At 41.8% G+C, this 26,262-nt stretch carries 24 protein-coding genes; 3 read left to right on the forward strand and 21 right to left on the reverse strand.

Translation table 11 applies throughout. The features are described 5' to 3' along the window. Positions 1-72 precede the first annotated feature (72 nt). The 8 genes from K1I43_RS00205 to mqo all read right to left on the reverse strand — a co-directional run bounded on the left by K1I43_RS00205 (position 73) and on the right by mqo (position 7,672). The gene (locus K1I43_RS00205; protein WP_220382578.1) at positions 73-1,404 is read right to left on the reverse strand and encodes an IS4 family transposase; all 1,332 of its coding nucleotides are present in this window, start codon (positions 1,402-1,404) and stop codon (positions 73-75) included. Positions 1,405-1,764: 360 nt separating this feature from the next. Then, entirely contained in the window at positions 1,765-2,016 is a 252-nt protein-coding gene (locus K1I43_RS00210; protein WP_220382579.1) for a type II toxin-antitoxin system HicB family antitoxin, read from the reverse strand. Positions 2,017-2,489: 473 nt separating this feature from the next. Beyond that, positions 2,490-2,981, reverse strand: coding sequence for a hypothetical protein (locus tag K1I43_RS00215; protein ID WP_220382580.1), 492 nt, complete (start codon positions 2,979-2,981; stop codon positions 2,490-2,492). 372 nt (positions 2,982-3,353) lie between these two features. After that, positions 3,354-4,109 carry an HIRAN domain-containing protein gene (locus tag K1I43_RS00220; RefSeq protein WP_220382581.1) on the reverse strand — a complete coding sequence of 252 codons (756 nt, stop codon included), beginning with the start codon at positions 4,107-4,109 and terminating at the stop codon, positions 3,354-3,356. A 325-nt stretch (positions 4,110-4,434) separates the two neighbouring features. Continuing rightward, positions 4,435-4,590 carry a hypothetical protein gene (locus K1I43_RS00225; RefSeq protein ID WP_220382582.1) on the reverse strand — a complete coding sequence of 52 codons (156 nt, stop codon included), beginning with the start codon at positions 4,588-4,590 and terminating at the stop codon, positions 4,435-4,437. Positions 4,591-4,608: 18 nt separating this feature from the next. Further along, positions 4,609-5,469, reverse strand: coding sequence for a permease (locus K1I43_RS00230; RefSeq protein WP_009362558.1), 861 nt, complete (start codon positions 5,467-5,469; stop codon positions 4,609-4,611). Between the two features lie 67 nt (positions 5,470-5,536). Then, the gene (locus tag K1I43_RS00235) at positions 5,537-5,983 is read right to left on the reverse strand and encodes a MarR family winged helix-turn-helix transcriptional regulator (protein ID WP_035050645.1); all 447 of its coding nucleotides are present in this window, start codon (positions 5,981-5,983) and stop codon (positions 5,537-5,539) included. 198 nt (positions 5,984-6,181) lie between these two features. Beyond that, positions 6,182-7,672, reverse strand: coding sequence for a malate dehydrogenase (quinone) (gene mqo, locus K1I43_RS00240; protein ID WP_220382616.1), 1,491 nt, complete (start codon positions 7,670-7,672; stop codon positions 6,182-6,184). 347 nt (positions 7,673-8,019) lie between these two features. Between mqo and K1I43_RS00245 the strand changes: the two genes are divergently transcribed. Further along, complete coding sequence (locus tag K1I43_RS00245; RefSeq protein ID WP_220382583.1) at positions 8,020-9,126, forward strand: GGDEF domain-containing protein; 1,107 nt, start codon at positions 8,020-8,022, stop codon at positions 9,124-9,126. Between the two features lie 30 nt (positions 9,127-9,156). On the opposite strand, the gene K1I43_RS00250 is transcribed toward K1I43_RS00245, so the two are convergent. Further along, the gene (locus K1I43_RS00250) at positions 9,157-9,819 is read right to left on the reverse strand and encodes a DUF975 family protein (RefSeq protein WP_163151296.1); all 663 of its coding nucleotides are present in this window, start codon (positions 9,817-9,819) and stop codon (positions 9,157-9,159) included. Between the two features lie 159 nt (positions 9,820-9,978). Here K1I43_RS00250 and K1I43_RS00255 point away from each other — a divergent pair, with 159 nt between their 5' ends. Next, positions 9,979-10,353: a zinc ribbon domain-containing protein gene (locus K1I43_RS00255; RefSeq protein ID WP_042894122.1), complete on the forward strand. Its 375-nt coding sequence runs from the start codon at positions 9,979-9,981 to the stop codon at positions 10,351-10,353. A 21-nt stretch (positions 10,354-10,374) separates the two neighbouring features. On the opposite strand, the gene K1I43_RS00260 is transcribed toward K1I43_RS00255, so the two are convergent. Then, positions 10,375-11,844, reverse strand: a complete 1,470-nt coding sequence (locus K1I43_RS00260) for a SulP family inorganic anion transporter (RefSeq protein WP_220382584.1) — start codon at positions 11,842-11,844, stop codon at positions 10,375-10,377. Between the two features lie 223 nt (positions 11,845-12,067). On the opposite strand from K1I43_RS00260, the gene K1I43_RS00265 reads away from it, so the two are divergent. Beyond that, the gene (locus tag K1I43_RS00265; RefSeq protein ID WP_220382585.1) at positions 12,068-12,484 is read left to right on the forward strand and encodes a universal stress protein; all 417 of its coding nucleotides are present in this window, start codon (positions 12,068-12,070) and stop codon (positions 12,482-12,484) included. Positions 12,485-12,660: 176 nt separating this feature from the next. On the opposite strand, the gene K1I43_RS00270 is transcribed toward K1I43_RS00265, so the two are convergent. The 11 genes from K1I43_RS00270 to K1I43_RS00320 all read right to left on the reverse strand — a co-directional run bounded on the left by K1I43_RS00270 (position 12,661) and on the right by K1I43_RS00320 (position 26,071). Further along, positions 12,661-13,650: a CapA family protein gene (locus K1I43_RS00270; protein ID WP_483297889.1), complete on the reverse strand. Its 990-nt coding sequence runs from the start codon at positions 13,648-13,650 to the stop codon at positions 12,661-12,663. Positions 13,651-13,754: 104 nt separating this feature from the next. Beyond that, positions 13,755-14,999 carry a GntP family permease gene (locus K1I43_RS00275; RefSeq protein WP_019418468.1) on the reverse strand — a complete coding sequence of 415 codons (1,245 nt, stop codon included), beginning with the start codon at positions 14,997-14,999 and terminating at the stop codon, positions 13,755-13,757. Positions 15,000-15,108: 109 nt separating this feature from the next. Next, a complete protein-coding gene (putP, locus tag K1I43_RS00280; RefSeq protein WP_019418467.1) occupies positions 15,109-16,566 on the reverse strand; it encodes a sodium/proline symporter PutP in 1,458 nt (485 codons plus the stop codon). A gap of 85 nt (positions 16,567-16,651) precedes the next feature. Next, positions 16,652-17,566, reverse strand: coding sequence for a proline dehydrogenase family protein (locus K1I43_RS00285; RefSeq protein WP_009362545.1), 915 nt, complete (start codon positions 17,564-17,566; stop codon positions 16,652-16,654). Positions 17,567-17,580: 14 nt separating this feature from the next. Continuing rightward, positions 17,581-19,128 (reverse strand): L-glutamate gamma-semialdehyde dehydrogenase, encoded by a 1,548-nt coding sequence (pruA, locus tag K1I43_RS00290; protein WP_128713016.1) that lies wholly within the window; start codon positions 19,126-19,128, stop codon positions 17,581-17,583. A gap of 98 nt (positions 19,129-19,226) precedes the next feature. Continuing rightward, positions 19,227-20,429, reverse strand: coding sequence for a PucR family transcriptional regulator (locus K1I43_RS00295; protein ID WP_035065797.1), 1,203 nt, complete (start codon positions 20,427-20,429; stop codon positions 19,227-19,229). Positions 20,430-20,510: 81 nt separating this feature from the next. Continuing rightward, on the reverse strand, positions 20,511-21,464 hold the full coding sequence (locus tag K1I43_RS00300) for an ABC transporter permease (RefSeq protein ID WP_019418464.1): 954 nt from the start codon (positions 21,462-21,464) through the stop codon (positions 20,511-20,513). Next, positions 21,465-22,511, reverse strand: a complete 1,047-nt coding sequence (locus tag K1I43_RS00305; protein WP_220382587.1) for an ABC transporter permease — start codon at positions 22,509-22,511, stop codon at positions 21,465-21,467. It abuts the gene before it with no gap. Then, complete coding sequence (locus K1I43_RS00310; RefSeq protein ID WP_019418463.1) at positions 22,508-24,037, reverse strand: ABC transporter ATP-binding protein; 1,530 nt, start codon at positions 24,035-24,037, stop codon at positions 22,508-22,510. Before K1I43_RS00310 ends, K1I43_RS00305 begins: the two co-directional genes overlap by 4 nt. A 119-nt stretch (positions 24,038-24,156) precedes the next feature. Beyond that, a complete protein-coding gene (locus K1I43_RS00315; protein WP_019418462.1) occupies positions 24,157-25,230 on the reverse strand; it encodes a BMP family lipoprotein in 1,074 nt (357 codons plus the stop codon). Positions 25,231-25,345: 115 nt separating this feature from the next. Beyond that, complete coding sequence (locus K1I43_RS00320; RefSeq protein ID WP_009362538.1) at positions 25,346-26,071, reverse strand: GntR family transcriptional regulator; 726 nt, start codon at positions 26,069-26,071, stop codon at positions 25,346-25,348. Positions 26,072-26,262: the final 191 nt, after the last annotated feature.

A 26,262-nucleotide genomic window follows, 5' to 3' on the forward strand; every position in this document is an offset into this window, starting at 1 on the left:
AGAATACCACATGTTTTAGGCATGCCAAATAACCCTCTTTGAGAGGGTTATTTGGCACTTTTATGAATAAAATTAATAAATGCCCAATTTTATCAAGAGATCTAATGTTGTTTCTTTCCCTTTCCTTCGATCCTTTTTTCCATGTTTTCTCAATAGGGCGAGAAGAGATGAAATGTTGATTTCCTCCTTGGATACGCGCAAAAGCAGTTGTTGCCAATAACATTGGAGAACATCTAGTGCTTTCCGTTCGCTGATTTGAATCCCTTCCTTTTGTTGCCAATATGTTCGAGCTTGAAACAGAAACGTCTGGGTCACCAAAATGGCAATTAGCGTTCCATATATATGGCATTCGAACCGTTCTTTCTTCATCTTTTTGACTTTCTCCAAATCAAAAACGGACTTCCACGCCTTAAACAACAGTTCAATTTGCCACCGTAAGGAATAAAGCTCATAAACCTGTTGCCCATCAAACGACTCTTGTGGTAAATTAGTCAGTAAGATGTGATATTTCTTTTGTTTGAGGGTTTGGCGTGCCAGCGCCTTCCCTTTTCTTTTTTCCTTTTTTCGTACATGCGCCATCCGTTTTTGCCATTCTTCTTCCGTCAGACGTCGAAAAATCAAACGTGGAATATACAAGCGCTCATGCCCGATGTATACATGCTCCATCTCTACTGATTCCCCTTCCTCTAATTGATTCCCAAGAGATTCCCAATCCCATTCCTTCCACTGGCTATTCTCTTTGATATACACTTTCATATCGGAACGGAGCCGAGTAATATCATACGCTCCACGGGCGTCGATCTCGGCCAGTGCACCAACGGAGAAAAAGCCTAAATCCCGAATACATAGGTCATTCGGCAAAATCGTGTGTTGGGCATGATAGGAAAAACGAGCGTCCGAGTCATTAGCCGATTGAACACATAATTGAAGACAGGCACCAGACAACAAATCATATTCAAACTGAATTTTCGCTCCTGATGAGACGGAGCCTCGGTAGTCCTCCCCGTAGTCGGCAGGAACTAAAAAACTGGTCGAGTCCAACATCCGCAAGCGAGTAAAACACGTCCGATAGGTTTGGATGGTAGACCAAAGCAACGGGCGTTGTCGATGGAGGAGAAGGAAAAACACTTCTCGCAAAAACGTCACGGCTCGCTCGGTAAACCGCTGATTTAATCCTTCACTCGACAGGGAACAGTCATGGTGGAGCGTGAGGGACGTACATAACCGTTGGAGCGATTGTTGAGCCAATGAGCCATCTCCCCATGCACAAAGAGTCAAAAACGCTTCTGCGGTTAATGCTCGTTTTCGTTGAATAAATCCCGTTTCTTGAGCAAGTTGAGTCAATGCCTCAGGCGAGAAGAGTTGACGGATGGTTTTCATCCATACCTGCATTTGATTTTCCATAGAAAAAAATCCTTTCTAACGAAGAGTATTCGCTAGAAAGGATACCATATTTTTAACAGTGTACAAAGGACCAAATTCTTAACTTGATGGCTATGGGTGGCACTCCCACATCTCCAACAAGGGCGATGGCTGCCTGTTCCATCCTCTGAAAGCTTTGCCTAACTTATTTATATGCAAACATTCTCACGTTTATTGTACATAATCCTCTTTTATTTTTCAATCATAACCTTCCAAACACTTTTTAACATCCCTTAAAAAATTTGCAAATCGTTCACATGATGTTCTTGCGCTAAGTCGTCAAACCATTTTGAAATTGTTAACGTTTTTTTACAGCTCGGTTTTCTACCGAAAAGGCGACATCTATGCCTCAATGAATACGATCACTTTATTATTTTTTGATGGAATATCCGACAATTTGGAAGGCCCAGGAATCACTTCGTTCTCCTGTTCTAATCCGTATAAGTGCAATGCCAACGCCTCTTTTTCCATTTGCAACACTTCTTCCTCTGTATCTCCGCATGTAAAGCAACCGGGAAGATCAGGAAACTCAACACATATTCCATCGCTGTCATAGTCGAAAATAGCCGGATAAATATAGCGGTCTTTTTTCATATGCACAGACCTCTTTCCTTGATCGTAAATCCGTTTCAATTGTCGATGGATGTGACAGTGAACCTCGACCAAAAGAATATGGTTCATATCTTCTCTTCGCTCATTTATGTTAGCGACTGTACTTGAAATGGTGTAAATTAGCACGTTATTTCGGAAAAAAAATGGCCATTTTTTTGCAAATTCAAACGGGTTTTTGCGCGTTAATCCAGCAAAAATCTAGAGTATTGTGCAAATTTCCTCCCTTCTGTTTACAGAAAAACCGTTTGGTGGCTTGACATGGAGCCTCTGCGGACATGTTTTCTAGCGAAAAGGGCGAGCACTAGCCCTTGTTTCGCTAGGCAACTAGCCTAACATGTCCGCCACTCCATGTAAAGCCCGTGCTTCTGATTTTGTAAGTATATTCCAATCCGAAATAATTAGCTAATGTGCAAAACAAATAATTTGCAAATTTACAGAAATGGGGCTGAGCGATTTCACCGTAAATGCTCCAAAATTTGCAACATCCTCAAAAACGGGTTCCCGAGATCGTTCGTGTTTTGGGCCGCAAACACTTTCATTTCTTCGATACATCGAGTGTAGTCTTTATTAATAACTAGTTGTAATGAATCAATTTTACGCAACTCTGTTGTAACATACCCTTCAGGTACATATGGCGACCAAAACATATACACGCGGTTCGGAAAGTCCTGTAGTAGAAGTTCTGCATATTCTTTTTGCACCTCATGTTTTTGTTTAATTTTTTCCACTGTCGTTTGATTATTTCCATAAAGCAAGCCGCGTATATGTGTCGTCACTTCACAAAGATAGGCAGTCTTCGTCTTAAAATCCAACCCGACGACATCTAGTTCGCTCAATCCTTTCAATCCGCCTCCTGGCATACGCACGTTATAATCAACAAAGTCACAATGTTTAATCACCTTCAAATAGCCGCCCACGATATATTCACCAATGTCTGTTTTAACCATTGAAATCCTCCTTCCATTACCCAACAAGCCGGACAGAATATCGCTTCTAAACAGACACTATGGGTTCTTTTTAATGTATTTGAAGCGTCCCATAACATTTACTTCATCATTATACAATATATTTACATTCTATAGACTAATATGGCGTTTCAAGTGTTTTTCACGTCATCACTTAAATTTAGATGTTGGCGTATACATACTACTAACCCTTAAAGAAGGATACAATCATGTTGATCAAACAAAAAACCCATAGCCTCTCCCGCTACGGATTCATTCAATTCTACAAAGCTTCAGGCGGGGTGGCACTCCTACATCTCCAACAAGGACGATAGCTGCCTGTTCCATCCTCTGAAAGCTTTGCGTTATTTTCTACTACACCGTAACGGCTAACTCCATATCATGCACCATGTCTCGCTGAAGTTTTTTCATTGTTGTCGTCAGCGTTCCGTGTATATAAACGTTTACTTTTAACTGCGGATTAGCATTTGGGTGAATAAATTGGATATTTGCTTTATATGTTCCACCACTTTCTTCAATAAGCCGAAACATAAATTCGCTATAAAAAGCGGGGACGTAGCCCAATTTTTCACCTTGTTTCGTCAATACGACAACCGCTTTTGGATCTTGTTTATTTGTCGGCTCTAGTTGAAACATCACGTCATCCCCCACTTGCAAGCGGTCAAGTACTCGCTCCCCTTCGTAATATCCCCATCCAGCAACGTGAAACTCAAAGTCGAATTCATTTCTGTACACATAAATAGGCGGGACGAATTCATACGTATCAGTCGCAAGTCTTCCACCAGTCGCACGCAATAAATCCATATTTGTATAATCATTGGATAAGCCATGCGCCCGTAGAATTTCTTGAAAATCTGGACGACGACGATCGGGTAACCGTCGTTCAAAAGGGCCAAACAAACGATCAGATACATAAACTTTATCCATATCCGGAAAAGATATATGGAGGCGATATCCATTTTTCAATGCTTCAATAATCCCTCTTCCCTGTGCGTGTTTCTCATAATAAAACATATATTTCCCTTCAAGATGAACTAAATTGCCTACATGATACCGCTGACGAGTACGTTCGTTCTGCCAAATAAGCCAAAGTACAAAAGGTCGACTCATCCTTTCACCTCCATATACCATTTGATCAACCATTGTTTGCGATGCAGTAGTAATTTTGATACCCACCGCTTGTAAATATCATTCATACAACTGTCTGGAATTTCATTCATTGCTGATTCGTTCTATAATCTCTTGTATTTCCTTAGGATATAGCCCATAAATAAAACTTAACAACTCCTTATACTTAGGTTTCTTTTTACTCGGCAATCCAATCAAAGAATGTCTCCCAAATAAAAAAACACCCCCCTTACTTCGTCATCCTCACTAAAAATCCTGCCACATGTATAACACGCAAAAAGCACCAGGCTCCCCTGGTGCTCTGGTGCTAGCAACATGTTTGTTGGTTCTCTTTCTCTTCGCAGCAATCTTCCTTTTCTTCACAACAATCCTCTTTCTCCTCGCAGCATGCGTCGTCTTTGACCTCAATAATTTGCACATCGCAACAACCTTTTTCTTTTTTCTCAAACAATTTTTTAAACATACGAATCTCCTCCATGTTTTATATGATGTAAAACAAAAATCCTGACAAAGTCGCCATCGAGATGACCGAGGCGATGAACGCCCAAACGAGTTTCTTATGAAAAATGCTATGCAGTAGTGTAATCTCTGGTAAGCTTGCGCCTGCGGAGCTAATCATGAGCGCCATCATCGGACCGAGCGCCATCCCTTTTGCAAGGAGCATTTGCGAAATCGGTATCATCGTAGAGAGACGGATGTACAAAGGAATGCCGATGATTGCCGCAAGCGGAACAAGCCACCATGTATCACCTCCCATATAGGTTGAAATCCAGTCCGTTGGCACAACGCCATGGATGAATGCGCCAATGCCAGCACCTAACAATAAATACGGATATACGGTTTTCATGAGATGAAGCGTCTCATGCCACGCTTCTTTCAACGTCCGTTTTTTCCCGATATCCACGTTTCCTTTCACAATCACGCGTTTGACTGCGCGTTCAAATCCAAAAGCCTCTAGCATAAAACCGATGAGAATCGAAAGCATCGCCGTCAATAATGTATATACGACGGCTACTTTGATGCCAAGCAATGCGGTCATTAATGTTAAAATCGTCGGGTCAAGTACAGGGGAAGCGAATAAAAAAATCATGACAAGCCCGAACCGAACGTTTTTGTTTAAGAGCGACACGACGACCGGGATGGTCGAGCATGAACAAAATGGAGTCACAAATGCAAACATGACAGCAATGATTGCTCCAATGAGCGGATGGCGCTCTGCCAACAGCTGTTGCATGCGATCATACGGGATGTATCCCTCAATGAATTGAATAAAAAACGAAATAACAAGAAAAAGGAACGTAAGCTCTAACGCTAAAAAGAAAAACGATTGTATCGTTTCCAAATGAATTCTCCCCTTTATTTGCAAAATGCAAGTATTTGTTCAAGCAATAGGCAAGATTTCTCTTGCCTTAAAATAACGGTTTGCAACAGACTGTTGATTTGGCCATGCATTCATTCAACAACTGAATGGAGCGAAGAACCGTTTCGCGTTCAAACTCGCTCATATGTGAAAATACTTCACCTAAATATTCGTTCACTTCCGCGTCAATTTTTGCTGTGACGTATTTTCCTTCCGGCGTTAACGATAAAATATAGACGCGGCGGTCTTGGGAATAAGGTGTTTTTTTCACTAAGTTCATTTTGACAAGCGTTTGAATTTGCCGGCTGAACGTCGTAATATCGATGGCTAACGCATCAGCCACTTGTTGCATCGATGGTTCGTTCATCCGGTCAATTTCGTATAAAATATGGCTTTGCACAAGCGATAATTCAACCCCACCAACCGTACAGCAATTTCGGTCTAACAGCCCGAGACGTTTTGTCATCGTGTGGAATAGTTCGCGAACATTTTCCATTTCCTCACCTCTTGATTTTATTATACGTCATTATTTGCATTTTGCAACTAAAAAATAAAAAATATTTTTCTCCTCGTTTATAACATCCTAGTCCAACCTAAGACGAAACAAAGGTAAATTATTTCCTCATTATAACAAATGTGTGCATGAACGCTACAAAAAAGACAGAAGTCCACCGACGACTTCTGCCTTTCGCATTTATGCAATTTGGAGAGGCATATTTTCTTTTAGGCCAAGCGTTTCAGCAGCGAGCATTTGTACGTCGCGTAAAAGTGTTTCGTTTTTCATCAGTGATACACCGTATGATGGGATCATTTCTTTAATTTTTGGTTCCCATTGTTTCATTTCATTTGGGAAGCATTTTTCAATGACTTCAAGCATGACATGAACAGCCGTTGAAGCGCCTGGTGATGCACCGAGTAAAGCAGCAACGGAGCCGTCATGGGCGGCAACAACTTCCGTACCGAATTGAAGCGTTCCTTTGCCACCTGCTTCTGTATCTTTAATGACTTGCACGCGCTGACCAGCGATAATAACATCCCAATCTTCGCTTTTCGCATTCGGGATAAATTCGCGCAATTCTTCCATGCGTTGTTCTTTTGATAACATGACTTGTTCAATTAAATATTTTGTAAGCGCCATGTTTTTCGCCCCTGCTGCAAGCATCGTCAACACGTTGTGCGGTTTGACAGACGTAATTAAGTCGAATATCGAACCGTTCTTTAAAAACTTTGGTGAAAACCCAGCGAACGGTCCAAATAATAACATTTTCTCATTGCCTATGAATCTCGTATCTAAATGTGGGACAGACATCGGCGGTGCACCAACTTTCGCTTTTCCGTACACTTTCGCATGATGTTGGGCAATGATATCCGGATTGTTGCACACCATAAATAGTCCGCTTACCGGGAATCCACCGATTCCTTTTCCTTCAGGGATGCCGGATTTTTGTAGTAAATGTAAGCTTCCGCCGCCTGCACCGATAAAGACGAACTTCGCTGTATGGACTTCGACCTCGCCGGTTGTGAGGTTGCGCACCTTTACTTCCCATAAATTGTCGCTTGTCCGTTTCATATCTTCAACATGATGTTTATAATATAAATTGACATGCTTATGTTCTAAATGTTCAAATAACATGCGCGTTAAAGCCCCAAAGTTCACATCTGTCCCTGACTCCATGCGCGTGGCAGCAATCGGTTCTGTGACGATGCGGTCTTCCATCATCAGCGGAATCCACTCTTTCAATTTTTGCGGATCGTCAGAAAACTCCATCCCCTTAAATAACGGATGATTAGCCATCTGTTCAAAGCGCTTTCTTAAAAACGCGACGTTTTCTTCTCCCTGCACGAAACTCATATGCGGGATTGGCATAACAAAGTCCTTCGGGTTGCGAATGTGCTTATTTTGAACGAGATAAGACCAAAATTGTAGCGACTCTTGAAATTGTTCGTTAATTTTAATCGCTTTGCTTATATCAACTGATCCGTCCACTTTTTCCACTGTGTAGTTTAGTTCACAAAGTGCGGCATGTCCGGTTCCGGCATTGTTCCATTCGTTCGAACTTTCATCTGCTGGTTGATCTAATCTTTCAAATACCGCAATATCCCACTCTGGTGCCAATTCTTTTAACAACGTCCCTAAAGTCGCACTCATAATCCCCGCACCAATTAAAATGACATCTGTTTTCATCATTGGACCCCCTAAATCCCATCGATTCGATCAAAAACTTCTCCGTATTTATTATAACACATTTCAATTATAGTATGTCACTATTATTGTTTATTTTACAAACGTGGTTATATCGTTAAATCAAAACACCTCTACCCTTGCATATGTTCGACAAAAAGAAACAATATTCTTTTTTTAATGATTTTACAAAACAATTCGATATTTTACTAGCTTTATTTTTAAATCAAGCGACATCTCGTCAAAATTTTTTCAGAAAATAAAAACACGGACTCAATGTCTCGTGTTATAATGAGTTAACAATATAATCGACATCTCTCGACATATATCGCCATAAGGAGATGAAAGAGATGACATTTTTTAATGACCGTTTACTCAAAGCCGCAAGCAAAACGAACATCGATCGCTTATACAAATTAAGTTGGGCGATCGCCATCATAACGATCATATATTTTTTACTTTCATTAATCGAGAGACTTAAAAACAAGCAATATATAGTTTACGGTTACGATTCACTTCCTTTCATCATCATCACAAACATATGCTTCGGACTATTGTTTTATTATGTAAGGAGACAGAAATCGGAAGGAACAAAAAAAGCATATATCATCCAAGCGGCTTACTTCATGCTCCATCTCTTCCTTAGTATTTTACTAAGCATACATGATCAATATATGAATGCACTTTGGATCGGTTGCATTGGAATGGGCGTGCTATTTCTCATCCCTCCACTAGTCGGGGTAATCATGTATGTACTGACATTTATCGCCTCCGCCATTGTGCTATCTTCTCATGACGCACCTACACTATTTGAATGGATCACACATGTTCCAACCCATCTCGTCATTCCAGAAGGATTAGGTTTTGGAGCTTCCCTTATCGTTTGGAGGAATTACACAAAAAACTACAAACAACTACTGCTGACAAATATAGAGCAACAACAACTAGCAGAAAAAAATGCATCCCTTCAAGCTTTAGCGATCCAAGATCGCTTAACCGGTTTATTTAACCGTACCCACTTTGCAGATCTCGTTAATACGTATTTAAATGAATCAAATCACGAAGACGCAAGCATCTTAATCATTGACATTGATTTCTTTAAACATGTCAACGACCATTTCGGTCACCCTGCAGGAGATCAAGTACTAAAAGTTTTATCTACCATCATTAAACAATATTTTCAACATCCGAATCTTTCAGCACGACTCGGCGGGGAAGAATTTATTGTTTTCTTACCTAAAACAAACATCAAAAAAGCCCAAGATCTTTCCGAAACGTTGCGCGAAAACATCGAAAAATATCCATTTCAATACAAAGAACATACGATTCATATCACCGCAAGCTTCGGTATTGCTCAAGCCATTCATTCTTTCCAACATTGTTATCCGAAAGCCGATCAAGCGCTTTATCTAGCAAAACAACTCGGAAGAAATCGTGTCGTTGTCTCAGCAATATAAATAAAACGAACAAGGGCGCCCTTGTTCGTTTTATTCAGCCGGTGCTTCTTGCGTACGAATAAATTGATCATAAAACGCAGCAAGCGATGTGTAGATGTATGGGACGAGCCATAAAAATCCGATACCAAACGTGAGCATTGAGAGAAGTCCCCAACCGATAAAGCTCAAATATAGTAAAAATAACTTTCCTTTATACCCTTTCATTCGTTTTTTACTTTCGCTAATCGCTTGAAGTGCACTGTACTCTGGATGATCTTTTAATAAAAAGAACGTTTGTGAGTAAGATAACGATTTAATAATTCCCGGGATGATGAGCAATAAACTCCATAAAAAGACGAAAAGCCCGAATAAAAGCGAAGTACCAATCAGCTTTAAAGCTAATTTTCCGTTTTGATAAACAGTAAATAGCGGAGCGATACGAATGGGCTCATTGCGATACGCATCTAAAAACACCCAATACAAGACGACACTAAGCGGGATGAGTGCAAACGAAACAAACATGCTTACAATCGAGGCAGATGCCGGTACAGTTTCTTGATAAAGCCACGCTTCCCATCCTCCACTGAACACAACCTCAACACCGAAAGGAACAACCATCGTTACAAGGGCATAAACAAGTATGAGAAGCACCGCGCTCCCCCATTTTCCTTTCAATGCTTTCCTCGCTTCACGCCTTAATGATGATAATGACATATCATAAAACCCTCCTTCTGTGCCATGATGCTTACCATATATTTTATGGCATCAATACTCATTCTAGCATACATTCTACTCCTTTTATTTAAAAACAACATGAACTTCCTCTATTTCTTGTATATAATGGATGTATCAAACAAATTGGAGGGAATACATATGAAAAGTATAAAGCCTGGCCGTGGACCGTCCATGCAAGGATTTATCGGCAGTATCGCCACCATTTTATTCGGGATATTTTGGACGTTTATGACTTTTTCCATTACAAAAGAATCTCCAATTGCAGGAACACAAATCTTTCCTTTTTTCGGATTGATCGTTATTGGTATCGGTATTTTTCAGGCGGTATATCATTATAAAAACGCTACAGGGAAAGAACGGATGTCCATCGTCGATATCGTTGACGAAAATGAAGAAAAAGATCCGCTAAATGCTCGCTTCGCCCATCATGAAGAAGGGAAGTTTTGCCCATACTGCGGAACAAACGTACAAACAGATTTTCGCTTTTGTCCATCTTGCGGAAAGGCATTATAAAACCGAGCATATCGCTCGGTTTTAATGTCCAATCGTTTGTTCAAGACCTCCTGGCTTGTTGTAGAGCGCAAGGCGATTTACAAGCGTTTCGCACGCTTCACTTAAGCCGATGACATTCGCTTCTATGCCGTTTTGGTGCATTTTTATGACGACGCGGTCGATCGCATGCACACCTGTTTCATCTTTAATACGCGCCTTCGCCAAGTTAATGTTTACTTTTTTCACATCGTCATTGTAGCAAAACGCACGGACAAAATCATTCGCGGAGGCGAAAAAGAGCGTGCCTTCTACATCATATGTTACGATGTCACCTTTTATCGTTTTCGTCACCTTCACTTTAGACATATCTGCTGCAAAAAATAACGCACTTAACATCATTCCAGCAATCACTCCGATCGCTAAGTTATGCGTGATTACCACTGTGGCAACAGTAATAATCATGACGAAAGCATCTGCCTTTGGCACTTTAGCGAGTCGTTGTATCGAACCCCAGTCAAACGTACTGATCGACACCATAATCATAACGGCAACGAGCGCCGCAAGTGGAATCGCAACAACAAGACGGTTAAACACCACAATAAGCACCATTAAAAACACACCCGCCACGAGGGTAGAAAGGCGACCGCGCCCACCTGATTTTACGTTAATAACCGATTGTCCAATCATCGCACAGCCTGCCATACCGCCAAAGAAACCGGCCACAATATTAGCAATTCCTTGTCCGCGCGACTCTTTATTTTTATCGCTTTCTGTATCGGTCAAATCGTCGACAATTTGTGCCGTTAAAAGAGATTCAATTAATCCAACAAGCGCAAGAGATAATGAATAAGGAAAAATAATCATAAGCGTTTCAAAAGTCCATGGCACATTCGGAATCAAAAAGCTCGGCAATGTTGCAGAAATGGCCCCCATATCTCCAACGGTGCGCACATCTAATTTAGCTACGAAAGCGATCGTTGTAATGACGATAATCGCAACAAGCGGAGATGGGATCGCTGTTGTGATGCGCGGGAAAACGTAAATAATGATCAAACCGAGCGCAACAAGTGCATACATCACCCAAGATTCTCCTTGGAAATGTGGCAATTGAGCAGCAAAAATTAAAATAGCAAGCGCGTTAACGAATCCGATCATAACTGGACGAGGAATGAATTTCAATATATTCCCGATTTTAAGTAAACCTAAAACAATTTGAATGACACCTGTTAAAATTGTAGCTGCCAGCATATATTGTAAACCGTGCTCTGCGACTAAACTAACAAGAACAAGCGCCATTGCCCCCGTTGCTGCAGAAATCATCCCCGGTCTTCCGCCAACGAAAGAGATGACGACCGCCATACAAAAGGAAGCGTATAAACCAACCATCGGATCGACACCTGCGATAATCGAGAATGCAATCGCTTCTGGAATAAGCGCAAGTGCAACGACTAGTCCAGCTAATACATCTCCTCTTATATTTCCAAACCATTCTTCCTTCCAATGTTTAAACATACAACCCCTCTTTCCTTTTTATATTGCTTCTTCCGTAAAGAAGCGTCCCGTACACAACAAAGCCGATTATACATAACATTGTTCACATGCTCAATCTTTTATAACGGCTTAAAAACGGCTATACATGCATACATATCAACAAAGAAAGCGATACCAAAAAATTTTTTTGAAAAAGCTTTCATTAGACGATATAATGAACAAAAATAGGTGCGAGGTTGAAACAATGAAAAACATTTTACTTGCGTCAGATGGCTCTGAACATGCTTTACGCGCGACAAAAAAAGCAATTGAACTTTGTTCATACATTCAAAAAGCAACGGTCACTGTTGTGTATGTCATTAACACAACGACAGCGAAAACAGACGTATTGCTAGAAGGAAACGTAGAAGAACGCGAAGCGATGCGTAAAAAACGTTTATCTTCAACTGAAGCGTTGCTGAAAGAAGCTAACATTCCGTACGAAATTCGTCTGTTAAGAGGAGAACCAGGACCTGCGATTGTTGAATTTGCAAACGCGCATCCCTTTGATCTTGTCATTGTCGGTAGTCGCGGATTAAATACGTTACAAGAAATGGTGTTAGGAAGCGTGAGTCATAAAGTCGCTAAACGAGTAGACGCACCCGTATTAATTGTAAAGTAAAAAAAGTTCGGCGCCTGCCGAACTTTTTACCCTCTTTTTCCCTTTATAGATCGCATCAACCATACAGAACCAAAAACAAACACAGCAAAAACCCCAAACAACGTGCCGAGCATCACGAGTTGAAATACAATGTCCCCGATGTACATAAAATCAACTCCTTTTCTTTCCATTATACTTTATTTTTCATATACGAGCCATGTTGGTTTGTTAATTTTTGCTGATAGATGAACAATTTTTGTTTTTACGCGACTTGCTTCTTTTCCTTGAAGTGGAATCGGCTGATAGTTGTTTCGCGTCGTGACAGATGAGATGCGAAATGGAATGATGCGAATCGTTGTTTTCGGCTGTTTTTTTCCGTTAACAAAATAAAATGTTTGTTGATAAACGAACGTATCTTTATCGCTCGGATTTTTATTGCCTCCAAACATAAAGTTGCCTAAGCTATAAACGATCATTTTTCCTTTATATTGCTCCATTCCTTGAATGACGTGCGGATGATGGCCAACGACAAGATCTGCTCCGCTATCGATCGCAAATTTCCCTAACGCTTTTTGCGTGCTATTTGGCACATAGCTTCGCTCCTCACCCCAATGGAAATGAACGAGAACGATTTGGACTCCTTGTTTTCGTAGGGCATCTATGTCGTTTGCCATTTGCTGTCGCACCGCCTTCGTATCGCTCCATCCTTTATAGCCGAGCGCACCGATTTTCACTCCTTTGACGGTCTTTACAAGCCGTATTCCGTTCCCGAAATATCCGACGTTCGCTCGTTTTAACGTAGCAATCGTATCTATATATCCTTTTTGTCCATAGTCCAACGTATGATTATTGGCAAGATTGACCCCTTCAATGCTCGCGCGTGTTAAAATGTTAACGTACGACGGATCGCCTCGAAAACGAAACTTTTTCTCCGCTTTTTGCGTTGCATTTGTTAACGTTGTTTCCAAATTGACGGTTGTAAAATCATCTTTCTTAAAAATCGGTTCAATATATTTTGTAAAAAAAGCAAGACCATTTTTTTTCGCTTCATGATCAAACGAATATGTATAGCCATAGTTGTCATCGCGACCAAGCGTCACATCGCCAGCAACGCTTAATGTAATGCTCGTTTCTCCTTGCGCCCAAGCAGGATGTGCAAATAAGAACAGACAGACAAATACAAAAATATATACGTTTCTCACTTCCCCACTCCCCTTTCATATATCATTTTTCTACATATGGATGGAAAGTCCTTTTTTTATTTTATTTGTTGATGATTTAGAACATTGTTTTATAAAAGTAAAGTAAAAACAATCGTAGATGTTGCTGCAATCGTTAAGCCGATGAGCGTTTCAGACGGAAGCAATTGGAGACGCTCTTTCGGTGACATATGCACGCTTGCTGCTGTAGCATGAAAAAAACTGCCGTGTGGCAAATGATCAAGCACCGTTGCGCCCGCATGTACCATCGCCGCACCGGCGAGCGGGGAGACGCCTGCTTCCATTAATGCTTTTCCGAATACGTGGCTCGCTACTGCCGCACCGGCTGTTGTTGATGCAGTCATGCCTGATAATAATGCACCGGCGAGCGGAGCGATGACATATGGAGAAAGGCCGAGCGACTGAAACGTATCCATAAACGTTTCATGTAACGATGAATTTGCTATGACGCCGGCTAGCGTTCCTGTACCTATAAGCATCAACACAACATCGCTCATTTTTTCCATACCCACGCGCAAAAACATGTTTAGCTCATTCGTTTTATTCATTACAACTACGCCAACGAGCGCACCGGCTGGCAATGCGATGAGCGGATCAATCGCGATGCTAAAAAGTGGACGGAGCAACAACAGACTAATGGCAACAAGAGGGGCAACGATTGCCTTTTGCCATGAAAGTGTTTCTTTTTTCACTGTTTCGACTTGTACGCTATGTACGACGTCACGAGACCATCGTTTCGCAAGTTGATACGTGACAAAAAGGGCGACAACTGCTGGCGCGATGCCTGCAATCATCAATGAAGAAAGCGGCACATGAAACGCTTCTGCTGCGGCGATCGTGTTCGGATTCGGGGAAATGATATTCCCTGCTTTTCCTCCACCAATTAATGCAAGCAATATCGCAAAGCGCGACAGCTCAAGCCGATGCGCAATTGCAAGCGCAACAGGGGCAATTGTCATAATGGCAACATCAACAAACACTCCACAAGCCGTTAACATCATCGCTGTACAACATAGCGTAAACAGTGCATATTTTTCTCCACACGCTTGCACAAGTTTTTCTGCCAGCGCGACAGCCGCCCCTGATTGCATGAATACGCCAGCTAGCACACCAGCAGCTAACATGCGCAAAATAGAAGGGATCATTTCTTTTGCACCATCTATCATGAAACGAACGGCCTCATCGATCGAAGCCCCACCAAGTAAAGCGCCAATAAACGCCCCACACATCATCCCATACCCTACCGGAACGTTCCGTAAAATAAAAATAATAGCTAGTAAAAATGCGATCATTGCTCCAAATGTGTTCACTGTCAACTCCCCTTTCTATGCACATAATTACAAAAAATATATATAATCCCATTGTATGAGCATTGCTCGAAGTCATGCAAGCACAAAAAAGGTGCCCTGTTCGGACACCTTTTTCTTATGATGAAATCGTACGTTTAAACGTATCAAATTGCTCTGTCACACGTTTTTCAGGTGTAGCTGTGAATAAGCTGACAATGACAATTGCAACAAAGCTGGCGATAAAGCCCGGCACCATTTCGTACATGACGCTTGCATATGAGGAATTCGCCCAGACGATGACTGTCGTTGCTCCTGCAATCATTCCCGCAAGCGCTCCCCATTTTGTCATACGGCGCCAGTACAAGCTTAATATAATCACAGGACCGAATGAAGCCCCAAATCCTGCCCATGCATAACCGACAAGATTTAAAATGGTATTATTTTGCTCGTATGCGAGCAACAAGGCAACAATCGATACAAGTAGGACAGATAAGCGACCGACAAATACAAGCTCTTTATCAGACGCTGAGCGACGGAATAAAATTTTATATAAATCTTCCGTTAGTGAACTAGATGTCACTAACAATTGAGATGAAATCGTACTCATAATTGCCGCTAAAATGGCTGCAAGTAAAAATCCTGTAATAAGCGGATGGAATAAAATTTCCCCAAGTTTAATAAATACTGTTTCTGGGTCTTCCAACTTCATGCCTGCTTGTTTAAAGTAAGCGATTCCAAAAAGACCTGTTAACATCGCACCGACAGATGAAAAGATCATCCAGCCCATTCCGATGCGGCGCGCTTGTTTCATTTCTTTCACTGATGAAATCGCCATAAAACGAACAATAATGTGCGGCTGACCGAAATAGCCAAGTCCCCATGCAAATAGCGAGATGATACCGACAACGCTTGTCCCTTTAAACAAATCAAGCAAGTTCGGATCCATATCGCGAATCGTTGTCGTCGTTTCAGTTAATCCCCCAATGTGCATAAGCGTCACAACCGGCACGAGAATAAGCGCAATAAACATAATGAGTCCTTGCACAAAGTCCGTCCAACTGACCGCTAAAAATCCCCCGAACAATGTGTATGCGACAACAACACCAGCTACAATCCATAATCCTGTATGATAATCTGTGCCAAACGAATTTTTAAACATGACCCCGCCAGAAACGAGACCAGAAGAAACGTAAAAGGTAAAGAAAATCATAATGACGAATCCAGAAACGAGACGCAATAACTTCGATGTATCACCGAAACGGTTTTCTAAAAACGATGGAATCGTAATCGAATCGTTCGCTACTTCTGTATATACTCGTAAACGTGGAGCAACGTATAACCAGTTCGCATACGCTCCAAGGGCTAATCCGATCACAATCCATGAAGCGCTTAACCCTTGCGCATACATCGCTCCCGGCAATCCGAGCAACAACCAACCGCTCATATCCGATGCTCCCGCGCTCAATGCGGTAACGGCTGGACCGAGCGTTCGTCCGCCTAACATATAATCAGACAAGTTCGATGTCCGTTTATACGCCCAATATCCGATGAATAACATCCCCACCATATACACAACGACAGATGTAATAACCAAAACAATCTCCCCTTCCTTTGTTGTCTATAAAAACCCCTTTGTACGTATCATTATACTAAAATATGTTCACAATTTGTACAAAAAATTATTTTCCAAAAAAGCCTTTTAATGCGAACGCGACGTTTTGTGGACGTTCTGCTAATCGGCGCATGAAATAGCCGAACCAATCATTCCCGAATGGAACGTATACGCGCATCGTATAGCCTTCTTTTGCAAGCTGTTGTTGCATATCTGTTCGAAAGCCATATAACATTTGAAACTCAAATTGGTTACGCGGAATATTATTTTCTTTCGCAAACTTTTTTACTTTTTCAATAATATGATGATCATGTGTGGCAATCGCTGTATAACTTCCGCTTAATAAGTGAAGACGAATCATATTCATGTAGTTCTCATCAATTTGTTGTTTTTCTTGAAACGCCACTTCTGGCGGCTCTTTATACGCTCCTTTCACTAAACGAAGCGATACTCCTTTCAAATCTTTTACATCTTGTTCAGCGCGATATAAATATGCTTGAATGACCGTTCCAACGTTGTCGTACGTGCGGCGTAGTTCGTGTAATAAATCGAGCGTCGCTTGGCAATGCGCTGAATCTTCCATATCGATGCGCACGAAGTTGTTGTATCGTTTCGCCGTTTCAACAATTTGACGCATATTGTTTAAGCAAAAATCAAAGTCAATATCAAGCCCAAGCTGCGTCAATTTGACGGACAAGTTGCTTTGAACGCCTGCACGATGAATGGCTTCTAACGTGCGGATGTTATATTGTGTCGCTTCAATGGCTTCTTCGCGACTTGAAACGAACTCTCCTAAATGATCGAGCGTACAAACGAGCCCTTTTTCATTTAGTTCACGAACTTTTTTGATAGCGCTTTCAATCGTTTCCCCTGCAACAACTTGGGAAGCTCCGAAACGGAGCCCCCATTTTTTCGCCGCTTGATTTAACATTTTGCTTTGTGAAGCATATAAAAAAATATTTTTCGATAGTTGTGCAAGCATGGCCATTCCCCCTTTTAAAACATTTCACTGACTGTTTTTGCTTGCATATGGAGCAATAAATAGTCTGGACCACCTGCTTTAGAATCTGTTCCTGACATGTTAAACCCGCCAAACGGATGATAGCCGACAATCGCTCCGGTACAACCGCGATTAAAATATAAGTTTCCAACATGAAACTCTTCGCGCGCTTTTTCTAAATGAGCACGATTGTTTGAAATGACCGCCCCTGTTAATCCGTAATCTGTATTGTTCGCCACTTCAAGCGCTTCATCAAACGTACGCACTTTCGTAAACGCAACGACCGGACCAAAAATTTCTTCTTGCATGATTCGCGCAGTTGGGGCAACATCTGCAAACACAGTTGGCTGAATAAAAAATCCTGTCGTATCGTCTCCTTCGCCTCCTGTCATAAGCTTCCCTTCTTGCTTGCCAATTTCGATATAGCTCATAATTTTATCGTACGATACTTGATCAATGACAGGTCCCATAAAAGTGCTTTGCTCTTGTGGATTGCCGACCTTTAATTGCTTTGTTAACTCAACGACGCGACTAAGCACTTCGTCATATACATCTTCAAGAACGATGGCACGCGAGCATGCCGAGCATTTTTGCCCTGAAAAACCGAATGCGGAAGCAACGATCGATTGTGCGGCTAATTCAAGATCCGCATCCCGATCAACGATGATCGCATCTTTTCCACCCATTTCTGCGATGACACGCTTCAACCATTTTTGTCCTGGTTGAACGATAGCTGCCCGTTCATAAATGCGACATCCAACGGCACGCGATCCTGTAAAAGAAATGAAGCGCGTTTGCGGATGTTCGACAATATATTCTCCAACTTCTGCTTCTCCTCCCGGCAAATAGTTTAATACTCCTTGAGGAAGACCGGCCTCTTCCATCAGTTCAACAAACTTTGCAGCAACAATTGGAGCACGATCGGATGGTCGTAAAATGACCGTATTTCCTGTCACAATCGCCGCAACCGTCGTTCCAGCCATAATCGCAAGCGGGAAATTAAACGGTGAAATAATTAATCCGACGCCAAGCGGCACATAAAAAAATCGATTGGACTCTCCTGAACGACTAAGCACAGGCACACCTTCTGCAAGGGAAATCATTTGTCTAGCGTAATATTCTAAAAAGTCAATCGCTTCCGCTGTATCCGCATCTGCTTCTTTCCACGGCTTACCGACTTCTTTCACTAACCATGCGGAAAATTCATGTTTTCTTCTTCTTAACATCGCTGCTGCGCGCAGCAACACATCGGCGCGCGCCTTTGGCGATACACGTTTCCACGTTTCAAATGCAGAAAGTGCCGCTTCCATCGCTTCATCAGCAAGCGCTTTCGTCGCTTTTGATACGACCCCAACCTCTTGCTGTTTATTCGCAGGGTTCGTCGACACCACTTTTTCTTCCGTAACGATTCGTTTCCCTCCAATAATGATTGGATACACTTGTCCTAGTTGTGTTTCAACATAAGCAAGCGCTTGACGAAACGCAGCTGCTTCTTGCTCAATTGTAAAGTTTGTAAACGGTTCATGTTTGTATGGTACAGTCACATGCATCGATCCTTTCACGATTTTGTCACATATTCTACGATTCATTATAATTTATACTTTCTGAAAATTGTTTGTCGTCAATATATAATCATTTCTACTTATTTTTGTTGCTCATCCACAACACTTTCCTTATATTTGTATAAAAGGAGATCGATATATAACATCATTCGTTGTTCAAAATCGTGCAGCGGAAGCGTTGTAATCGACTGCATGCGCTTTAGTCGATAATGTAACGTATTCGGATGAATGTATAAACTTTCAGCTGTTTGTTTCATGTTGCAGTCGTGTTGAATGTACGCACGAAGCGTATGTAAAAAATCGGTTCCATGTTGTTCATCGTGCTTTTTTAGTTTCATAATTGCTTCGTTTTTATAGCGACGCTGTTTATACTGTTCGTATATAAATGGAACGATGCGATAAATACCTAAATCACGATAAGCATGCGGTAACGGCTCATCCATATGCTTTTTCAAATGAATGACTTCCATCGCCTCTTTATAGCTGTCGCGCAGTTTTTGCAGCCCGTTATATTCATTGCCAATGCCAACGAGAACATCGTGATCGATTCGACAATGAAAATCTTGTTGCAATTTTGTGATCATCATGTTCACTACATCGATCGGGCGTTGCGTCGGTGTTTCCCCGACAATAAGCAAAAACGGATGATGGTGATGAATAAAAAAGATTGGGGCATGTGTCGTTTTTGACACCCATGTTACATATTGGCGAACGTCATCTATGCTCTCATGATGTTCGACATGAAAAACGACAACAGCAAATCGCGAAGGAAACGTTACCCCAAGCAACTGTAGTTCCATTTGAACGTCTCGTTCGCTCATATCACGATATTGAATAAAGCGCAGAAAAAGGTCATGAACTTCTTCTTGCCGTTTGTATCTTTTCCCCATTTGTTCGTGTAATATTTGAGCAGCCTCTTTTGCTACTTCTTCGATACGTCTCCGTTGTTCGTCTGTCAAATCGTGGAGTGCTACCTGCACCCAAAGATAGCCGTACACTTTCCCAGCATGTTTTAAACAAACGACAGCGCGTGCACCAAGATCAATCTCAGGGAGTGGAGGAATGCTAACGACTCTGTCTGCTTGTTCAATTTTTTTCATCCATCCGTGTTCATGTAAATAATGGAACACATGAGCGGATGCTCGCTTGCTTAAAATGGTGCGCATGCGCACTTCATCCGTTTCATCGTGATGACCGCTATATGCAAGCAATTCAAAATCGCGCGATTCAATCGTTACGGGATGTTGCAGTTCAAAAAATAATTGATCAACTAATTTATGCAATGAAATCCCCTCCTTACTTTTATTATGCGTGATCAAAAGCGTGAAAAAAAGACTTCGGGCTGTCCCGAAGTCTTTTCCCTATTAACGTTTTCCTTTTACGTACGGCGTACCGAGCGCTTTTGGCGCATCCGCACGTCCGATAAATCCAGTTAACGCTAAAATCGTTAAAGCATACGGCAAAATAAGCAAATAAACAGTCGGTACGTTTTTCAAAAACGGAATCGCCTGTCCGACGATGCTTAAACTTTGCGCAAATCCGAAGAAAAGCGCTGCTCCCATCGCGCCAAGCGGGTGCCATTTTCCGAAAATCATTGCAGCAAGCGCCATAAATCCTTGCCCGGAAATTGTCGCGTGGCTAAAGTCGCGCGAGATGATTGTCGCATAAACTGAACCGCCAATTCCTGCAAGGGCACCGCTTAACATGACTGCGATGTAACGCATCTTTGCCACGTTAATTCCCATCGTATCTGCCGCCATCGGATGTTCCCCAACCGCGCGAAGACGAAGTCCAAACGGCGTTTTGTAAATGACATACCATACGACAAATGCTAATACAATCGCTAAGTAAGATGGAATATATCCGTTTGAAAATAAAATCGGACCGAGAATCGGAATTTTGCTTAAAATTGGAATGTCAATTTTATCAAAACCAACTTGCACTTGGTCTGTTTGACCTTTTCCATACCACATTTTCACAAGGAACAACGATAATCCTAATGCTAAAAAGTTGATCGCCACCCCGCTAACGACTTGGTCCGCGCGAAGCGAAATCGCCGCGACCGCATGCATAAGCGAGAAAATCGAAGCAACAACCATCGCCACAAGCATCGCAAGCCATGGTGTCCATTCACCGAATTGATCGGCAAACGTTAAGTTAAACACGACACCGGTAAATGCACCGATGACCATCAATCCTTCTAATCCGATATTGACAACGCCGGAACGTTCACTAAATACGCCACCAAGCGCCGTAAAAATAAGAGGTGCCGCAAAGAAAATCGCGGAAGGAATAATAATTTCAAGGATGTGTAACATTTATTTTCCCTCCTTTTTGAAGCGCGTAAGCACAAGACGAATTAAGTAGCTTGAAGCAACGAAGAAAATAATCAACGCAATGACGATGTCAACAAGTTCTGTTGGCACGTCGGCTGCTGATGGCATTTCAAGCGCTCCAACTTTTAACGCTCCAAATAAGATCGCTGCTAAAATAATTCCGAATGCGTTATTTCCACCAAGGAGGGCAACCGCAATTCCATCGAATCCGACTCCGGTAAATCCAGCCTTGACCGAGACGTTTTCAAACGTTCCTAGCCCTTCCATCGCTCCGGCAATACCTGCAAATGCCCCTGAAATGACCATCGCTAATATAATATTGCGGTTGACGTTCATCCCTGCATAATGCGATGCATGTTGGTTAAAACCGACGGCACGAAGTTCATATCCTGTCGTCGTTTTCTCAAGCAAGAACCACATGACAACAGCCGCAATTAATGAAATAATAATGCCGTAATGAAGCGTGGAGTAATCAGTTAAAGACTGTAAAAACTCTGAACGTAATGATGCTGACGGATGAATTTTTTCCGATTTAAAGCCTTGATCTGATAAAACGGAACGAATGACCGCATTCGATACGTATAGCGCAATATAGTTCATCATAATCGTCACGATAACTTCATGAACGCGGAAGCGCGCTTTTAAAAACCCGGGAATAAATCCCCAAGGCGCACCTGCAAGTGCTGCCGCAACAATTGCAAGTGGCAAGTGAATCACTTTTGGAAGCTCAAAGGCAACGCCGACCCAAACGGCTGCAAGCCAACCGACGATGAGTTGTCCTTCTACACCGATGTTAAATAGCCCTGTACGAAACGCAAAGGCAACCGCTAACCCCGCTAAAATATATGGCGTCACTTGACGAATCGTTTCCCCAATATAATATCGATCACCAAAAGCCCCGTACAATAAAGCAGAATATCCGGCCACTGGGTCATAACCGCTCACGATCATGACAATTGCGCCCACAATAATTCCAAGAATAACTGCAAAAACAGGGACGAGAATGTTCGTTAAACGATTTTCACTCATGATGATACACCCGCTTCCTTCCGTTTGCTTCCTGCCATCAACAAGCCAAGCTCTTGTTCTGTCGTTTCTTTCGGATCGACAATAGCTACAATTTTTCCTTCATAAATTACGGCAATGCGATCGCTGACGTTCATAATTTCATCTAATTCGAATGAAACGAGCAATACCGCTTTCCCTTTATCACGCTGTTCAATAAGACGTTTATGAATGAATTCGATCGCTCCCACATCAAGTCCGCGTGTCGGTTGCGCAGCGATGAGTAAATCTGGGTCACGGTCTACCTCACGGCCAATGATGGCTTTTTGTTGGTTCCCCCCAGATAAAGCCCGCGCTTTCGTATATTCATCTGGCGTACGAACGTCAAATTCTTGAATAAGCTGACGTGCTTTATCGTAAATCGCTTTAAAGTTTAAAATGCCGCGTTTCGAGTATGGCTCTTTATAATACGTTTGCAGCACCATGTTCTCCCCGATTGGGAAGTCAAGGATAAGACCATGTTTATGGCGATCTTGTGGAATATGGCCTACACCCGTTTCCGTAATTTGTCTAGGTGTCAAATTGCGAATCTCTTTTCCATTTAAACGAATAGAACCCGATTCCGACTTCATTAAACCAGTAATCGCTTCAATTAACTCTGTCTGTCCATTTCCGTCTACCCCTGCGATTCCGACAATTTCTCCTGCATGGACGGTTAAATGGAGATGGTCGACTGCTGTAATGCCACGTGAGTCTTTCACGACTAAATCTTCAATTTCAAGGACAGGTTTTCCGACTTTCGGAGGTTGTTTTTCCGTTTTGAAATGCACTTCACGCCCAACCATGAGTGCAGCGAGTTCGTTCGGGTTTGTTTCTGATACGTTTAATGTACCGATGCCTTTTCCTCGTCGAATGACGGTCACGCGATCGCACACTTCCATAATTTCTTTTAATTTGTGCGTAATTAAAATAATCGATTTGCCTTCGCGTACAAGCGCTTTCATAATTTGGATAAGCTCTTGAATTTCTTGTGGGGTTAAGACCGCCGTCGGTTCGTCAAAAATTAAAATATCTGCCCCGCGATATAACGTTTTTAAAATTTCTACACGTTGTTGCATTCCGACAGAAATGTCTGCAATTTTTGCTTTCGGATCCACCGCCAAACCGTAACGCTCTGATAGTTCGCGCACTTCTTTTTCTGCACGCTCAATATCGATTTGCCCGCCTTTTGTCGGTTCACTTCCTAAAATAATGTTTTCCGTTACTGTAAATGTATCAACGAGCATAAAGTGTTGATGCACCATTCCAATTCCTAAGTCGTTAGCGACGTTCGGATTGGCGATATTTACTTTTTTTCCTTTTACACGAATTTCCCCACCATCCGGCTGATATAAACCGAATAGCACGTTCATTAACGTCGATTTTCCTGCGCCGTTTTCACCTAATAACGCATGAATTTCCCCTTTTTTCAATTGCAACGTAATGTTATCGTTTGCCACAAAATTCCCAAAAACTTTGCGGATATTTAGCATTTCAATTACGTATTCCAAACGTGATCCACTCCTTATGTGAGCTTGTTAAAATCACTAAATGAAAAGCTGCAACATGTTGCAACCCTTCATTTAGTGGTTCTCCGAAGAAACACGTTCTTCGGAGAACAGCCGTTTATTTATTTCAACTCAGCGCGAGTTGTAGGTACTTTCACTTCACCGTTAATAATTTTTTGTTTCCACTCATCCACTTTTTTCAATACGTCTTCAGGAACGTTGTTTTTCGTTGTTGGTGCAATGCCTACACCATCTTCTTTTAAGCCGTACTCAACTGCTTGACCGCCAGGGAAGTTGCCGTTTTTCGTTTTTGTCGCTAAGTCGTATACCGCAACGTCAACACGTTTTACCATGGATGTTAATGTTACGCTTTTATCTGTTCCAGGCACTTTTCCTTCTTCGTATTGGTCGCGGTCAACACCGATGACCCAAATTTCTTTGTTCGGATCTTGTTTTTTCAAGTCGATCGCTTCAGAAAATACACCGTTTCCTGTCGCACCAGCTGCATGATAAATCACGTCAATACCAGAAGCGTACATGCTTGAAGCAATGGCTTTTCCTTTATCCGCTTTATCAAACGCACCTGCATATTGCACTTCAACTGTCGCATTTGGGTTTACCGCTTTTACCCCTGCAATGAAGCCGCTTTCGAATTTTTCAATTAACGGAATTTCCATACCGCCAACGAAACCGATTTTGTTCGTTTTTGTCATTAAACCAGCGACAACACCGACAAGGAATGAACCTTCATGCTCTTTAAATGTAATGCTTGCGACATTCGGTTTTTCAACAACGCTGTCGACGATCGCAAACTTATTGTCTGGTTTTTGGTCCGCAATTTCTGTAATGGCATCTGTCATTAAGAAACCGATACCGTAGATGAGGTCAAAGTCGTTACGTACAAGTTTATTTAAGTTTGTTGCGTAATCCGCATCGCTTTGTGACTGTAAATAGTCATAGCCACCTTTTCCTTTTTTCAATCCGTTTTCTTCACCGAATTTTTGTAATCCTTCCCATGCTGATTGGTTGAACGACTTATCGTCAATTCCACCAACGTCCGTAACCATCGCTACGCTAAATTCAGACGCTTTTCCTTCTTCTTTTTTCGGCTCTTCTTTCGCCTGTCCGCAGCCGCCAAGAAGCATGCCGGCAGTCAATAATAAAGACATCGATAATCCAAAACGCTTTTTCTTCATCAATCATTACCCCCTTAAATTAAAGTATGGATTAGTAAAAAAGTGAAATGTGAGATGTATACATATCCTTCTCCCGCCCATGTCACCTCCTTAACAGGATAAGCGCTTGAATAAGCTACACGCGTTTTCTTAACACGTGGAAACTAAACTTATCTGATTTGAAGTAGTCGATCGAATATAAAATCGGCTCGTCGTTTTCGTCAAAATGCATTTGCTTTAAAACTAAAAGCGCTGTTTCCGGCTCGCATTGTAAAATCGGTGACACTTTTTCGTGATAGCCGAGCGGTTCAATGTGTGTAACAGCATAGGCGATATACCGATTCGCTTCATTATGTAATATTTCTAATAATGACTCATTTTCATAAGCAATTCCTTTAGGTAAATATTTACAAGGCACTTTATCAATACAATATACGACCGGTTCGTTATTCGCTGTTCGCACCCGCTCAACAACGAGTAAATCTTCCTCTTTATGACATTGAAAGCGCTTTATATCATCTTCAGTCGGTTTCTGAATGGAAGAAGATAAAAAAATCGTCCCTGGTTTACGCCCCGCTTGGCGAATCATCTCCGTCACGCTACTTAGTTGTTCAATACCTGAAGTGAACATCGGGCGAGAGCTAACGAACGTCCCGACACCGTGGCGGCGGATGATGACATTTTCTTCTTCTAATACTCGTAATGCTTCCCGCAATGTCGCTCGGCTTACTCCTAATTGTTTTGCCAATTCAAACTCAGAAGGGAGTTTTTCTTTTTCCTTATATACCCCTTGTTCAATATCTTTTTTAATACGATCAATCACTTGTAAATATAAGTGTCGATGATCAGATTTAACAGACATTCACCATCCCCCACCTTAGATATCAGACATCTGATGTTAGACAAATTTCTTACTAATAATATAACATTTTTTCGTTCATAAATAAATAGCGAATAAAAAAAATGTCGAAAAAAGTCGTATGAAATCATATGTAAGCGATTTTAATAATATATCATTATTATGCCCCATTTATACAAAAAAGAGGCTTGTTT

Origin of the sequence: Anoxybacillus sp. ST70, from assembly GCF_019553625.1 — a bacterium.
Classification (GTDB): domain Bacteria; phylum Bacillota; class Bacilli; order Bacillales; family Anoxybacillaceae; genus Anoxybacillus; species Anoxybacillus gonensis.

Bases quoted from the DNA above. Each gene is read 5' to 3' on its own strand.
- K1I43_RS00205 (WP_220382578.1), bottom strand. From the start codon at position 1,404: ATGGAAAATCAAATGCAGGTATGGATGAAAACCATCCGTCAACTCTTC.
- mqo (WP_220382616.1), bottom strand. From the start codon at position 7,672: ATGAAAACAGATGTCATTTTAATTGGTGCGGGGATTATGAGTGCGACT.
- K1I43_RS00210 (WP_220382579.1), bottom strand. From the start codon at position 2,016: ATGAAAAAAGACCGCTATATTTATCCGGCTATTTTCGACTATGACAGC.
- K1I43_RS00255 (WP_042894122.1), top strand. From the start codon at position 9,979: ATGAAAAGTATAAAGCCTGGCCGTGGACCGTCCATGCAAGGATTTATC.
- K1I43_RS00225 (WP_220382582.1), bottom strand. From the start codon at position 4,590: ATGTTTAAAAAATTGTTTGAGAAAAAAGAAAAAGGTTGTTGCGATGTG.
- K1I43_RS00235 (WP_035050645.1), bottom strand. From the start codon at position 5,983: ATGGAAAATGTTCGCGAACTATTCCACACGATGACAAAACGTCTCGGG.
- K1I43_RS00245 (WP_220382583.1), top strand. From the start codon at position 8,020: ATGACATTTTTTAATGACCGTTTACTCAAAGCCGCAAGCAAAACGAAC.
- K1I43_RS00285 (WP_009362545.1), bottom strand. From the start codon at position 17,566: ATGCTTGCACAACTATCGAAAAATATTTTTTTATATGCTTCACAAAGC.
- K1I43_RS00305 (WP_220382587.1), bottom strand. From the start codon at position 22,511: ATGAGTGAAAATCGTTTAACGAACATTCTCGTCCCTGTTTTTGCAGTT.
- K1I43_RS00300 (WP_019418464.1), bottom strand. From the start codon at position 21,464: ATGTTACACATCCTTGAAATTATTATTCCTTCCGCGATTTTCTTTGCG.
- K1I43_RS00220 (WP_220382581.1), bottom strand. From the start codon at position 4,109: ATGAGTCGACCTTTTGTACTTTGGCTTATTTGGCAGAACGAACGTACT.
- K1I43_RS00320 (WP_009362538.1), bottom strand. From the start codon at position 26,071: ATGTCTGTTAAATCTGATCATCGACACTTATATTTACAAGTGATTGAT.
- K1I43_RS00315 (WP_019418462.1), bottom strand. From the start codon at position 25,230: ATGAAGAAAAAGCGTTTTGGATTATCGATGTCTTTATTATTGACTGCC.
- K1I43_RS00250 (WP_163151296.1), bottom strand. From the start codon at position 9,819: ATGTCATTATCATCATTAAGGCGTGAAGCGAGGAAAGCATTGAAAGGA.
- K1I43_RS00260 (WP_220382584.1), bottom strand. From the start codon at position 11,844: ATGTTTAAACATTGGAAGGAAGAATGGTTTGGAAATATAAGAGGAGAT.
- K1I43_RS00215 (WP_220382580.1), bottom strand. From the start codon at position 2,981: ATGGTTAAAACAGACATTGGTGAATATATCGTGGGCGGCTATTTGAAG.
- K1I43_RS00265 (WP_220382585.1), top strand. From the start codon at position 12,068: ATGAAAAACATTTTACTTGCGTCAGATGGCTCTGAACATGCTTTACGC.